The organism is Micromonospora sp. IBHARD004 (assembly GCF_052814115.1).
This window is the reverse complement of record NZ_CP199934.1, coordinates 4,301,363-4,315,545: the sequence shown is the minus strand read 5'-3', so window position 1 is coordinate 4,315,545 and position 14,183 is coordinate 4,301,363. Positions and strand designations below refer to the sequence as shown.

The 14,183-nt window shown below is 70.0% G+C and carries 8 protein-coding genes; all 8 read left to right on the top strand.

The features are described 5' to 3' along the window. Positions 1-7 precede the first annotated feature (7 nt). The 8 genes from ACTWO6_RS21025 (at position 8) to ACTWO6_RS20990 (ending at position 14,170) form a co-directional block, all read left to right on the top strand. Complete coding sequence (locus ACTWO6_RS21025) at positions 8-700, top strand: Crp/Fnr family transcriptional regulator (protein ID WP_446215530.1); 693 nt, start codon at positions 8-10, stop codon at positions 698-700. Between the two features lie 255 nt (positions 701-955). Beyond that, positions 956-2,167 (top strand): AAA family ATPase, encoded by a 1,212-nt coding sequence (locus ACTWO6_RS21020; RefSeq protein WP_446215529.1) that lies wholly within the window; start codon positions 956-958, stop codon positions 2,165-2,167. A 74-nt stretch (positions 2,168-2,241) separates the two neighbouring features. After that, positions 2,242-2,814: a hypothetical protein gene (locus ACTWO6_RS21015; protein WP_446215528.1), complete on the top strand. Its 573-nt coding sequence runs from the start codon at positions 2,242-2,244 to the stop codon at positions 2,812-2,814. Between the two features lie 164 nt (positions 2,815-2,978). Beyond that, the gene (locus ACTWO6_RS21010; RefSeq protein WP_446215527.1) at positions 2,979-4,163 is read left to right on the top strand and encodes a DUF262 domain-containing protein; all 1,185 of its coding nucleotides are present in this window, start codon (positions 2,979-2,981) and stop codon (positions 4,161-4,163) included. 115 nt (positions 4,164-4,278) lie between these two features. Next, the gene (gene pglY, locus ACTWO6_RS21005) at positions 4,279-8,007 is read left to right on the top strand and encodes a BREX-2 system ATPase PglY (RefSeq protein ID WP_446215526.1); all 3,729 of its coding nucleotides are present in this window, start codon (positions 4,279-4,281) and stop codon (positions 8,005-8,007) included. After that, a complete protein-coding gene (gene pglZ, locus ACTWO6_RS21000) occupies positions 8,004-10,745 on the top strand; it encodes a BREX-2 system phosphatase PglZ (RefSeq protein ID WP_446215525.1) in 2,742 nt (913 codons plus the stop codon). Before pglY ends, pglZ begins: the two co-directional genes overlap by 4 nt. Beyond that, a complete protein-coding gene (gene brxD, locus ACTWO6_RS20995) occupies positions 10,742-12,055 on the top strand; it encodes a BREX system ATP-binding protein BrxD (protein ID WP_446215524.1) in 1,314 nt (437 codons plus the stop codon). Before pglZ ends, brxD begins: the two co-directional genes overlap by 4 nt. Beyond that, complete coding sequence (locus ACTWO6_RS20990) at positions 12,056-14,170, top strand: DEAD/DEAH box helicase (RefSeq protein WP_446215523.1); 2,115 nt, start codon at positions 12,056-12,058, stop codon at positions 14,168-14,170. Positions 14,171-14,183 lie beyond the last annotated feature (13 nt).

Sequence of the window (14,183 nt, the reverse complement as noted above, 5' to 3'; positions counted from 1 at the left end):
GCGGTGCGTGGACGACATGGCCTGGCCGCCCGGGACCTTCCTTGGTCGGCTCGACAAGACCGCTCGGGATCGCCTCCTGGCCGTCGGGATTCGTCGCTCAGTCAAGGAGTCCCAGATCGTGCTGCGGGAGGGCGCCCTCGAGTCGCACGTCATCGTGCTAGACGATGCCCTCGCCAAGGTCACCGTCGCCATGGCTGACGGCCGACAGGCGCTGCTGGCGATCCGCATGTCCGGTGACATCGTCGGTGAGATCTCCGCACTGAACGGCACGCCGAGGACTGCCACGATCACCACCTGCCGGTCGTCGATCGTTCGGATCATCCACCGGAACGCGTTCCGTGCCTTCCTTCGCGCCAATCCGGACGCCGCCCTGGAGGTCGCCGGCATTGTGGCGGACCGTCTGCGTTGGGCGAACCGGCGGCGGGTCGACTTTGCCTCCTACCCGGTCAAGGTCCGCTTGGCGCGCGTGCTCTGGGAGATTGCCACTTCCTACGGCCAGCGAAACTGGCAGGGACTCGTCATTAACGTCCGACTCACCCAGAGCGAGTTGGCGACTCTCTGTGGTGCGGCCGAGATCAGTTTGCACAAGGCGCTCGGAAGTCTGCGGGCGGCCGGCATCATCGCCACGGGTTACCGCGAGATTGTCATCCGAGACAGTGATGGCTTACGTGCCGTCGCTGATCTTGACGGCTCCGCCTGACGGTTGTCCGTCTGGATGGCCACGCTTGTAGGGCGGTGGCGCCGGGCGTGGGCTTCCTTGCCTGGTATGGCGACGAGAGAATGGAGACGATCCGGGTACGGCCAGTACGAGACGCTCCCGTCGCGGCGCCCAGCCAGGCCATACGCGGTCGTACGGGTGGACGCGGGCGGGCATGGGACGGCGGGCGTGATGTTTCGGTCGGGCGACGGTCGCGGCGTGCGTGGCGCGAGCTGATCAACACTGTAGGCTCTTTCCGTGGCCGTTCGGCATCCCCCGTATCTGCTCAGGCTCAAGGTGACCAACTTCCGCAGCCTGCGCGACGTGGAGGTGCGCCTTGCGGCCCTCAACGTGCTGGTTGGCCCCAACGGTGCGGGAAAGTCGAACCTCTTGGACGTCATCGCTTTCCTGGGTGACGCGACCCGCGATGACCTCGAACCGGCGCTCGAGCGTCGCGGAGGCATCCACCGGGTGCTGTTCCGAGGCAGTCGTGATCCGAGGAGCCCGATCGGTATCGAGGTCGAGACGGCGGTCACCAGGAACAGCAGCTTGGCGGCTCCAGACACCTACTCCCTGACCTTCTCTTCACAGAAGCCGCTGGTGCGGACCGACCGGCATGTCCTGCGCCGCGCGGAGAGGTTCACGTTCGAGCGCGCCACAGGGCCGGGGCAGCGCATCACGATCGATGGCGGGAAGATCACCTTCCACAGGCCCGAGGGCGGTGAAGAGACAGCAAGCCTGCGGGAAGGCTCTCTCGGCTTGTCAACGCTGCCAAAGCTGATCTCTGAGGACGACGCCGAGCTGGTAGAGGCGTTGGCCGATCTTTTCTCCAGCTTCCGCGTCTTCGACGTGGATGTGGCTGCAGCGCGTAGGCCGGCTCAAGAGCGGATCAGTGAGCGCCTCTCCAACGACGCCAGCAACCTCGCACCGTTCCTGGCATACCTCGCCGAGGAGCACCCCGACAGGTTCGCCGCGCTGCACCGCGATGCCCGCTCCTTCATTCCTGGCCTGGCGAGCCTGGAGTTCACGCCCATTGGTGGGGCTGGCGAGGGAGTGGTGCTCAATCTCGTCGAGGCCGCGCTGCCTGGATCCACCAAACTGCAGGAAGCCTCGTACGGGTCCATCCGTGCGCTGGCGCTGCTCGCGCTCCTGTATGACCCGTCGCCGCCGCGGTTGACGTGCATCGAGGAAATCGACCACGGGCTGCATCCGCACATCCTGGACCGCCTCGTCGAACTGCTGCGCCAAGCCTCCGAGCGCACCCAGTTCCTGATCGCCACCCACTCGCCGGCGCTGGTCAACCGGCTGACCCCCGACGAGTTGATCGTCTGCGAGCGTGGCGAGGATGCCTCTTCTCGGATACCAGCGATCGACCCGGAGACCGTGCGCGCGATGGAGCGGGAGTTGCGGGGCGAGATCGGCCTCGGTGAGTTGTGGTTCTCCGGCGCTCTGGGGGGCTGCCCCGAATGACACCCCGGCAGCGACAGCAGCCCAGGACCGTCGTCATCCTAGGCGAGGACGACAATGATCGGAAGACGATCGCGGTGCTGGTGGCGGCGCTGCGGCGAGACATCTCCCGCGCCGACCTCAAACCACTCCGCAAGCCGATGGCGTTGGTGCGCAACGTGCCGCCAAGCAGGCTGCCCAGTCACGCCGACCGGGTGTCCGGTCTGCTGCGTGCCCTGAACGTTGCGACGCCGATCCGCTGCGTGCTCATGCACGAGGACGCCGACGACGTGGAGCCGGCACACGAGGCACTCATCTCCAAGATTGAGGATTGCTACCGATCGCTCCCGTGGCCGGTCCTGCCGGTCGTGCCGGCCTGGGAGATGGAAACGTGGTGGTTCCTGTTCCCGGAGGCGGTCCGTCAGGTGCGGCCCAGCTGGCAGCCGCCGAGGCAGTACGCCGGTCGCGACGTCGGACAGATCCGCAACGCCAAGGAGCAACTCAAGAAGGCGGTACGACCGGCCGGCGCCCGTCCGACGTTCCAGTCGTACGTCGAGGCCGACAGTGTGCTGATCGCCGAGAAGATCGTCTCCACCGGGCAGCTGTCCCCGCCATGGTTCGCCCGCAGCCGAAGCTGGCAGTCCTTTCTCGACGCCGTCGCCCGGATCTAGGTTTCGTTCCCCGCTGACGTGGTGGTCCTCTGAAGCGGGCCGGTGACTGTCCACAATGCGTCAGGGGGCACGTCGACCGCCGGGAAAGCCGCTAGGCTCCTGCGCCGGAACATCGCTCGCATCCCGGTCAGCTCGACCGGTGCTGTCGGATCGAGGTGGCGCACGTGTCCGATCCCGCCGAGGACGTTGTCGAGGAACTGGATTCTCTCGGGCACCTGACCGGTGTCGAGGTCGAGGACGACCCGGACGGCACCGAGACGGGTGGGTCCGATGACCTGATCCAGACCCCGTTCGATCCAGAGCTGATCGACGTGGTAACTCGCAACACGACCGTCGATCTGCTGCTCTCCCGGGTCCGCACCCGACGGGTCGACCTGCAACCCGACTTTCAGCGGCAGGCGGGCATCTGGCGTGCGCAGGCCAAGAGTCGCCTCATCGAGTCGCTCCTCCTGCGTATCCCGCTGCCGACGTTCTACGCCGCCGAGGCCGACGATGAGGTATGGGCGATGGTCGACGGCATCCAGCGGTTGACCACGATCGTGGAGTTCGTCGAGCCGGAGGCCATCGGTGTTGAGCCGCTGCGCCTTCGCAATCTCGAATACCTCGGTCAGGAGTACGACCAGGCGACGTTCGCGGACCTCCCGGCGCGGTTGCAGACCCGGCTCCGAGAGACCGAGCTGATCGTCCACCTGATCAGGCGGGGCACCCCGGAGGAGGTCAAGTTCAACATCTTCGCCCGGATCAACACCGGTGGCCTGCCGCTGTCTCGCCAGGAACTCCGGCATGCGCTCATTCCCGGTGAGGGGCGGGCGATCCTCAAGGAGTGGGCCGACTCGGAGGCGTTCAAGTCCGCAACCGGGTACGGCGTGCGGAGTGACCGCATGGCGGATCGCGAGATGATCCTGCGGTTCCTCGCGTTCCGGCTGACCGATCCCAGCTCGTACACGGACGACGACTTCGACCTCTTCCTGCGCACCTCCATGCGGGCACTCAACAAGCTGCCCAAGGCGGCGGTCTCCGAGCTGTGGGAACAGTTCGACAAGGCGCTGCACGGGGCGTACGAGATCTTCGGCGACTACGCGTTCCGCAAGGTGGAACGAAAGGGCGGCAGCCGAAGGCTGCCGATCAACAAGGCTCTCTTCGAAGCGGTCTCGGTGAATCTCGCGACGATGACCGAGGACGAGATCACCGTCCTGATCAGGCGCCACCGGCGAGTCGAGAAGAAGTTCCTCGACCTCATGTCGGACGTCGACTTCCAGGCGGCCATCTCGCAGGGCACCGGGGACCCGGCGAAGGTCCGCTTCCGGTTCGACGCGATTCACGAGATGTTCGCATCAGCCGCCGCTTAGCTGATCGGTGCCACGGGCACTGAGGGCGCCTCCCGGCGGGTTCGACCGGTGCCTTCCTGGCGCGTCGGTGGCTCAGGGTGTGACGCCCTGTTGAGTGATCGGTACGGTAAGCGGCATGTCTTCGCCCACCCCTGCGCCGCTGCTCCGGGAGTTCATCGAGATCCCGGAGCGCACGAGCACGAGCGACTTCGTGCTCAAGCTCGCCGACAGTGTCGCCGACGCCGATGCCACCCTCCGCGACTACGTCGTCACGGACCGGCTGTTGGGCAACTTCGACGAGGCGCTCGGGCTGATCCGCTCGGCGGTCGAGGGGCACGCCTCCAAGGCCGCCTACCTGCACGGCTCCTTCGGCTCCGGTAAGTCGCACTTCATGGCGGTGCTGCACGCGCTGCTGCGCGGCGAGGCGGCCGCCCGGGGCCGCGACGAGTTGGCCCCGCTGGTCGCCAAGCACAGCGTCTGGCTGGACGGGCGAAAGTTCCTGCTCATCCCGTACCACCTGCTCGACGCCCGCTCGCTGGAGCAGCGCGTCCTCGGCGGCTACGTCGACCGGGTCCGCGCGCTGCACCCCGACGCGCCGATCCCCGCGGTGCACCGGACCGACTCGCTGCTGGACCAGGCCGCCCTGATGCGGGAGAAAATCGGCGATGCCCAATTCATCGCCGGGCTGCCCGGCGGCGACGTCGAGGACGAGTGGGGCGACAGCGAGACCTTTTGGACCACCGAGCGACTGGACCAGGCGTTCGCCGGCGCGTACTCCGACGGGCTGCGCCGCAAGCTGGTCAACGACCTGCTGACCAGCTGGAACGTGGGCTTCTTCAGCAACGCCCGCGAGGACGCCGAGGCCTTCATCTCGCTCGACCGGGGCCTCACCGAGATCAGCCGGCACGCCAAGGAGCTCGGCTACCACGGCCTGATCCTCTTCCTCGACGAGCTGATCCTCTGGCTGGCCAACTCGATCGGCGACCAGCAGTTCGTGTCCCGCGAGATCCAGAAGATCACCAACTTCGTCGAGGGCGGCGACACCCGCCGACCGATCCCGGTGGTCAGCTTCATCGCCCGCCAGCGTGACCTGCGCGAACTCGTCGGCGAGGAGGTCACCGGCGCCAACGAGCTGAGCTACCAGGACACCCTCAACCTGGCCAGCGGCCGGTTCGACGTGATCAAGCTGGAGGACCGCAACCTCCCGGAGATCGCCCGCCGCCGGCTGCTCAAACCCCACGACACCACGGCCGCCGAGGCGATCGGCAAGGCCTTCGACGCCACCACCAAGGTACGACGGGAGGTGTTCGACACCCTGCTCGGCACCGACTCCGGCAGCGGCGCCGACATCGACGCCTTCCGGTCGACGTACCCGTTCAGCCCGGCGTTCCTCTCCACCCTGGTGCACGTCTCCAGCGCGCTGCAGCGCTCCCGGACCGCGCTGAAGCTGATGCGCCAGCTGCTGGTCGACCGCCGCGACACGCTGCGCCTCGGCCAGCTCGTGCCGCTCGGCGACCTCTACGACGTGATCAGCAGCGGCGGCGACCAGCCCTTCACGGAGAAGCTCAAGGCCGAGTTCGAGATGGCCCAGAAGCTCTACGACCTGAAGCTGCGTCCCTACCTGCTCGGCCAATACGACCTCACCGACGACGATCTGGAAGCCGCCCGTCGGGGCACCGCGCTGCCGGGCGAGGTGGCCGGGCGGGTGCGCGCCTTCACCGGCGATGACCGGTTGGTGAAGACGCTGCTGCTGGCCGCCCTCGCGCCCAGCGTGCCGGCCCTGCGGAACCTGACCGCCCGGCGGCTCTCCGCGCTCAACCACGGCAGCATCACCAGCCCGATTCCCGGCGGTGAGGTTGCCCAGGTCAACCGCAAGCTCACCGACTGGGCCGGCCGGTTCGCCGAGATCCGCATCGGCGAGGGCGACGACCCGATCGTCTCGCTGGAGCTGGTCGGCGTGGACGTCGACAGCGTCCTCGCCACCGCCAAGCACTACGACAACGAGGGCGCCCGTAAGCACATCGTCCAGCGGCTGCTCTGGCAGCAGCTCGGCGTGCCGTGGAGCGACTCGTTCTTCGCCGAGGCCGGGCTGAGCTGGCGGGGCAGCCGCCGCAGCATCGAGCTGGTCTACGGCAACGTGCGGGACGTCAACGACATCCGGGACGAGGCGTTCCACCCGAACGACCCGACCGGCTGGCGGATGATCATCGACTACCCGTTCGACGACGGCAGCCACGGCCCGGCCGACGACCGGCAGCGGGTCCAGGACCTGATCAGCCGGACCACCTCCCGCACCGTGTGCTGGATCCCGGCCGCGCTCACCGTGGAACGCCTCACCGAGCTGGGCAAGCTCGTCATCATCGACAAGCTGCTCGAGGGGCAGCGCTTCGACAGCCACGCGGAACATCTCAACCCGGACGACCGGCGCCGCGCGCACGGCGCGTTGACCAACCAGCGCAGCGCGCTGCTCGCGAAGATGCAGGCCGTCCTGCGTCAGGCGTACGGGCTGGCCGGCAAGCAGGCCACCGACGTCGTGCTCGGCTTCGACGACCACCTGCAGTCGCTGACGCGGGCGCTCGAGCCGAAGCTGCCGATGGGCGCCACCTTCAACGACGCGCTGCGCAGCATCGGCGACCAGATGCTCAGCCAGCAGTACCCGGCCCACCCGGACTTCGACCCCGACCGCAAGGGCGACCCGATCCGGCTTGCCGACGTCAAGGTGGTGCTCGACCACGTCCGCCGGGCCGTCGAGTCCCCCGAGGGACGCGTCGAGGTCGACCGTACCCACCGGCAGACCGTGCGCCGCATCGCCAACCCGCTAGGCCTGGGCACCATGCACGAGGCGGCGTTCGTCATCGAGGGGGAGTGGGTCCAGCACTTCCAGCACAGGGCGGCCAGCGAGGGCATCACCGGCGAACTGCGGGTGGCCGACCTGCTGCGCTGGATCGACGACCCGAAGCCCCGCGGCCTCGACCCGATCGTCGCTCAGCTCGTCGTGGCGACCTTCGCCGAGCAGACCGACCGCGCCTTCTACTTCCACGGCAGCGAGGTGATTCCGGCTCCCGAGCTGGGCAAGATCAGCGCGGATCACACTCTTCGCGAGGAGCGGCTGCCGAGCGCCGATGACTTCGAGGTCGCAAGAGGCCGGGCCGCCGCGATCTTCGGCATTCATCCTGTGGCGCTTCGCCGCGGTCGCCTGTTGGCAATGTTCGGCCGTGACCTGGTCAGCCAGGCCGCGCATCACCGCAACGAGGCCCGTGACCTGGTGGCCCGGCTCGAGCAGCACTCCTCATGGCTGGGCATTGACCAGGAATCGACCACCGGCCGGCTTGCCACCGCCCGGGCAGCCGCGGACCTGCTCGACGGGCTCGACAGTAGGCGTCCAGCGGTCGAGATCATTGAACGCCTTGCCCGAGCTGAGCTCGGCGGTCCCGCGGACAGGGTTGGTAAGAGCATCAAGAGCGCGGCCCAGGTGTCTGCCGCACTTGCTGCAGCACCCTGGGACAACTTCGAGATCGTCCGTGGGCTGGCCGAGCCCTACGTGACCGAGGCCGCAGCCATCGTTGATCAGCTTCGCAGCGCTGCGCAGGCCGACGAACTGACCACCCCGCTGGCCCCGGCGTTGAATCGCGCTCAGACCGACGCCACCGCGCTGATTCGCAGGGTCACCAACCCCGGACCGAAGCCGCCGATCATCGAACCTGATCCCAAGCTGCCTCCCATTGGTCCAGGCCCTAGCCCTGCCACCGTTGGTAAGCAGCGAGTTCCGGCTGGAGCGCTGGCCGAGGCTGTCCGGGAGTTGCAGAAGTTCGCGGATGCCCATCCCGGTGCCGCCATCGAGGTGACCTGGAGAATCGTGCCGTGACTCAGGCACCCGCACCATCCCAGGCGCTGCGGATCAACCCGGTGGCGCTGCGGCAGAAGGTGACGCAGCAGCTCGACCGGCACCGCAACGGTGACGCGTACCCGGTGATGGTCGTGCGCGCGGAGCCGGCCTGGCCGCACGACCCGGCGATGCTGCTGCCCGGCGGACGCCCGGCCCGGGTCGTGCCGTGCGTCTCGCCGCTGGCCATCTGGGAGCACCTTGCCGCCGACCGCGGCGACGAGGTGCTGGTCCTGCTCACCGACATTCCCGAGTCCAGCCTCGGGCACGGGGTGCGGAGCCGGATCTTCCGGCAGCGGGTGATCACCGTCGAGCCGTGGGACCTGGTCGTGGACGCCTTCGGCGCGCAACTGCCCGACAGCGCCCTGGAGCGGGAAGGCTGGGCCGGGGAGGCGCTGCTCGACGCGATGCCGCCCGCCGGCTGGCCGAAGCTCACCACCGCCGTGCTCACCCGCGACGTGGCGCTGCGGCACCTCGCCGCCGTGCGCCTCGGTCTCGACCGCCGGGGTGACAGCCCCGACGACCTGGACGTGACGACGCTGCTGCGGTGGAGTGCCGAGCCGGGGGCGGTCGAGGCGTTCGGGCTGCTCCGGGAGGGGGAGCGCGACGGCCTGGCCGGGTGGCTCATCGAGCAGTTCGAGCGGCCCGCCAAGGCGCTCTTCGCGCTCATCGCCGCCGGGCACGGCGCCGACGCGCTTCCGCTCGGTCTGGTCTGCGACGCCCTGTGGACCACCGACACCGCCGAGGCGGTACGGGCGCAGGGGCGCATCGACCAGTACTTCGGCAACCTCAACGACGACGCCACCCTCCACGGCTTCGCCGACGCGGCGGTGCAGGTGGTGAGCGCGATGCTGACCGCCCGCGACCGGCAGACGCGGCTGCAGGGAAACGCGGCGCTCGACCGGGCCGAGGAACTCCTCATCCAGTTCAACGCGGCGGCCAGCGCCGGCCACAGCCCGATCCTCCGCACCGGCTTCATCCGGCGGATCACCGCCGCCGCGCGGGCGCTGCTGGCCGCGCTCCGCGACCCGGCCGACCGCGCGCTCGACGACGCGGTCGAGGAGCTCGCCGGGCACCGGCTGGCCGACCTGGAAGCCACCCGGGTCAACCGGATCCGGATGGCCCAGCGGCTCGTGCGCTGGCTCGGCACCGAGCAGGAGCCGCCGGCGAGTGTGGCCGACGGGGTGGACCAGCAAATCGGCCAGTGGGGCTGGGTCGACGTGGCGCTCAACCACGTCTGGGCCGGAGACGACGCCAACCCCGAGCTGCAGACCGCGTTCCGGGAGATCCACGACCGGGCGCAGCAGCGGCGGCGGGACCTGGACCAGGCGTTCGCCGGTCGCCTCGCGGCGTGGGCCACCGCCGGCCCCGGCAACGACGGCGGCCTGCTCACCGTGGAGAACCTTCTGCCCCGGGTCATCGACCCGCTGGTCAAGGCCGACCGGCCGGTGCTGCTCGTCGTCCTCGACGGGATGAGCGCCGCCGTCGCCGTGCAGCTCGCCGACGAGCTGTCCCAGCACTGGGTCGAGTACGACCCGCTCGCCGGTGCCGCCTCAGGCCGCCGGCGGGGGATCGTGGCCGCCCTGCCCACAGTGACCGCGGTGTCCCGGACCTCGCTCTTCGCGGGCGCTCTCCGCGCAGGAAACCAGGACCACGAGAAGAAGCTCTTCGCCGACGGCCGGTGGGGTAAGGGTTCCCGGATCTTCCACAAGGGGCCGGCCAAGGGCGGAGCCGGCTGGGCGTACGCGGGCGAGTTGGCCGATGCGGTGGCCGGCACGGCGCCGGTGGTGGCCGTCGTGATCAACACCGTGGACGAGTCGCTGGCCTACGGCCGCGAGGGCGACGAACCCGGGTGGCAGCTCGACGACCTCGGCTTCCTGCGCAGCTTGCTCGACCAGGCCCGCTCCTCTGGACGCGCCGTCGTCATCACCAGCGACCACGGGCACGTGCTGGAGCGGGGTGGGCAGCATGTCAACGCCGCCGACGCCGCCTCGGCCCGGCACCGCACCGGCCCCGGCCCGGTCGCCTCGGGAGAGGTGGAGCTGACCGGCCCCCGGGTGGTGGCCGACGGCAAACGGATCATCGCGCTGTGGGACCCGATGCTGCGCTACCGCCCCAGCAAGGCGGGCTACCACGGCGGCGCGTCGCTGGCCGAGGTCACCATTCCGCTGCTGGCGTACCTGATGCCGAACGCGACGCAGCCGCCGGCCGGCTGGGCTCCCGTCGAGACCAGTCCACCGGACTGGTGGCAGGCGTCCGCGACCGCTCCGGTTCCGGCTGCCCCCACGGCTCCGGTGCCCGCACCCCGGTCGCGCCGCAAGGCGCCGGCTGTCACCGGGGACGCGCTGTTCGACGTACCGGAGGTGGCGAGCGCCCCCGCCGCGGCGCCGCCGGCCGGCGACGGCGATCTGGTGAGCGCGGTGCTGGCCACCGAGCTGTTCGAGGCCCAGCACGGCCTCACCCCGCGCAGGGTGGACCGTCAGAAGATCGAGGCGGCGATGCGCGCGCTGGTCGAGGCCAAGGGTGTGCTGCCGCTGGCCGTGCTCGGCCAGCGGGCCGGTGAGCTGCCCGGACGGGCGGGTGGCTTCGTCATCACCCTGCAACGGATCTTCAACGTCGACAACTACGCGGTGCTGTCCCAGATCGACGAGGGGCGCACCGTCAAATTGGACACCGCCCTGCTCCGGACGCAGTTCGGCCTGCCCGGGGGCGGTCCGTGACCGCCGTCAGCCCGGCCCGGCGGCGCGAGGTCATCGACGCGCTGCGCCGGGGAGCCGTCCCGTCGGCGGGCCTGGACCTCTTCGCCGTCGGGCTCGACCGGTTCACCAGCGCGGTGGGGGAGGACCTGGACACGGTCGCCACCGGCGGCTCGGTCTTCAAAGCGGTCCGCGGTGAGTACGGCTCCGGCAAGACCTTCTTCACCCGGTGGATCGCCGAACGGGCGAAGCGCGCCAACTTCGCCACCGCCGAGGTGCAGATCTCCGAGAACGAGACCCCGCTGCACAAGCTGGAAACCGTGTACCGCCGGCTCACCGAGCGGCTCACCACCTCGACGTTTCCGCCGAGCGCGCTGCGGCCGGTCGTGGACGGCTGGTTCTACGCACTGGAGGAGGACGTCCTCGCAGCGGGCGAGGTGGCCGCCGACGACCCGGACGCCCTCGACCGGGCGGTCGGGGTGCTGCTCGACCAGCGACTCGCCGCGGTCAGCCGCACGGCACCCGCCTTCGCTGCCGCGCTCCGCGGCTACCGGACCGCCTCCCTCGCCGGTGATCCCGCCACCGCCGAGGCCGTCCTGGCCTGGCTGGGCGGTCAGCCGCACGTCGCCGCGTCGGCCCGGCGGGTGGCCGGGGTCCGCGGCGATCTTGACCATTTCGCCGCACTCAGCTTCCTGCAGGGCCTGCTCGCGGTGCTGCGCGACAGCGGGCACCCCGGCCTGCTGCTGGTCCTCGACGAGGTGGAGACGCTGCAGCGGGTCCGCTCGGACGCCCGTGACAAGGCACTCAACGCGCTGCGGCAGCTCATCGACGAGGTGCACTCCGGCCGCTTTCCCGGGCTCTATCTCGTCATCACCGGTACCCCGGCGTTTTACGAGGGGCCGCAGGGCGTGCAGCGGCTCGCGCCGCTCGCCCAGCGGCTCGCGGTGGACTTCACCACCGACCCGCGCTTCGACAACCCTCGGGCGGTGCAGATCCGGCTCGCCGGATTCACGGGCGACTCGCTGGTCGAGCTCGGCGGCCGGGTGCGGGACCTCTACGCCGACGGGTCCGCGACGCCCGAGCGGGTGCGGGCCCTGGTGGACGACGATTACCTGAGTCAGCTGGCGCGGGCCGTCGCCGGTGGCCTGGGCGGCAAGGTGGGCGTGGCACCTCGGCTGTTCCTCAAGAAGCTGGTGGGGGACGTGCTCGACCGGGTCGACCAGTTCGCCGACTTCGACCCGCGGCAGCACTACGCGCTCACCCTCGCCACCACTGAGATGACGGACGTGGAACGCAACGCGACCAGCGCCGACGAAATCGCCCTGGACGTCTAGGTGCCCGCCGAGCAGCTGCACCCGGTCGTACTGCACCACGTGGTCAACTCATTGCAGTGGCCGGGGCTGCGTCCGTTGCAGGAGGCCGCCGTCCAGCCGCTGCTCGACGGCGAGGACGCTCTGCTCCTCGCCCCGACGGCGGGCGGCAAGACCGAAGCGGCGATGTTCCCTCTGCTGTCCCGGATGGCGGAGGAGAACTGGGCGGGCACCTCGCTGCTCTACGTCTGCCCGCTCAAGGCCCTGCTCAACAACCTCCTTCCTCGGCTGGAGACGTACACCGGGTGGCTGGGACGGCGGGCAGCCATCTGGCATGGTGACGTGACGATGGGCCAGCGCCGGAAGATCCTGCGGGACCGCCCCGACGTCCTGCTGACCACTCCCGAGTCCCTGGAGTCGATGCTGGTCAGCGCTGCCGTCGACCACAACGAGTTCTTCCGTGGCCTGCGGGCCGTCGTGGTCGACGAGGTGCACGCGTTCGCCGGCGACGATCGGGGGTGGCACCTGCTGGCCGTACTCGAGCGGCTCAGCCGGGTCACCGGTCGGCCGGTGCAGCGGATCGGCCTCTCGGCGACGGTCGGTAATCCCGACACACTGCTGACCTGGCTGCAGGGGTCCGGTCGCGGGCAACGGCCGGCGCGGGTCGTCGCTCCCGAGCTCGCTGCCGCTCCAGCCGTGTCCGTCGCCCGACCGGCGGGCGAGGTTGAGTTGGACTACGTCGGCTCGGTGCACAACGCCGCGAAGGTGATCGCCGCCCTGCACCGGGGTGAGAAGCGGCTGGTGTTCTGCGAGTCCCGGGCGTTGGTCGAGGAACTCGGCCAACGGCTGCGGGCGCTCGACGTCACCACCTTCCTGTCCCACGCGTCGCTCTCCGTGGACGAGCGGCGCCGTGCCGAGGAGGCGTTCGCGCAGGAACGGGACTGCGTCATCGTCGCCACCAGCACCCTCGAGCTGGGGATCGACGTCGGCGACCTCGACCGCGTCATCCAGGTCGACGCGCCGCGCAGCGTCGCGGCCTTCCTGCAACGGATCGGCCGGACGGGCCGTAGACCTGGCAGCAGCCGGAACTGTCTGTTCCTTGCGCTGGACGGTGACGGGCTCCTACATGCGGCCGGGTTGCTGAACCTCTGGGCCCAGGGCTGGGTCGAGGAGGTGGTGCCGCCGCCCGAGCCGCGGCACATCGTCGCCCAGCAGATGCTGGCGCTGTCGCTGCAGCAGCACCGGGTCGGAGATCAGCTCTGGGCGCAGGAGTGGAACGGCCTGGCACCCTTCGACAAGACCGCCGACGTCATCGTGCGGCACCTCGTCGACCACGGCTACCTCGACTCCGACTCCGGCATGCTCTTCATCGGACCGGAGGCGGAAGCGCGCTTCGGACGTCGGCACTTCATGGACATGCTCGCGGTGTTCACCGCGCCGCCCCAGTTCACGGTGCTGTCGGGCCGCACCGAGATCGGTCGTACCGACCCCGCGCTGCTCACCGCGAAGGTGCAGGGGCCGCGGCTGCTGCTGCTCGCGGGCAGGAGCTGGCGGGTCACCTACATCGACTGGACCCGTCGCCGCTGCTATGTCGAACCCGCCGACGGCGGCGGGAAGGCGCTCTGGATGGCCGGGGGCCCACCACAGGGCCTGTCGTACCGGATGGTCCGGGCGATGCGCGAGGTCCTGATCGGTGCCGACCCGCCGGTCCGGCTCACCGGCCGGGCCGCCACCAGGCTGGCCGCGCTGCGAGACGACGCGACCACCCTGGTGCACCCCGGCGGAACGGTCATCGTGCGGGACCAGGCCGGCGAGGTGCACTGGTGGACCTGGGCCGGCTTTCGGGCCAACGCCACCCTGATCGCCACCCTGGGGGACCTCGCCGACCCCGCACAGCGGTACGACGACGCGGCCATCCGGCTGCGTTCGGACCTCGACCGACAGCTGTGGCGAGCGGCGACGGCCGACGCCGCGGAACGGATCTGTCTGCCGGACGTCACCGACAAGGCGCTGGCCGGGCTCAAGTTCAGTGCCGCCCTCCCTCATCGACTGGCGACCGCCACCCTCGCGGCAAGGCTTGCGGATGTCGAGTCCGCCGCGGCGGTGCTTCAGGAACCCGCCCGATTCGCCTACCTGTGATGACCTGTTGCCG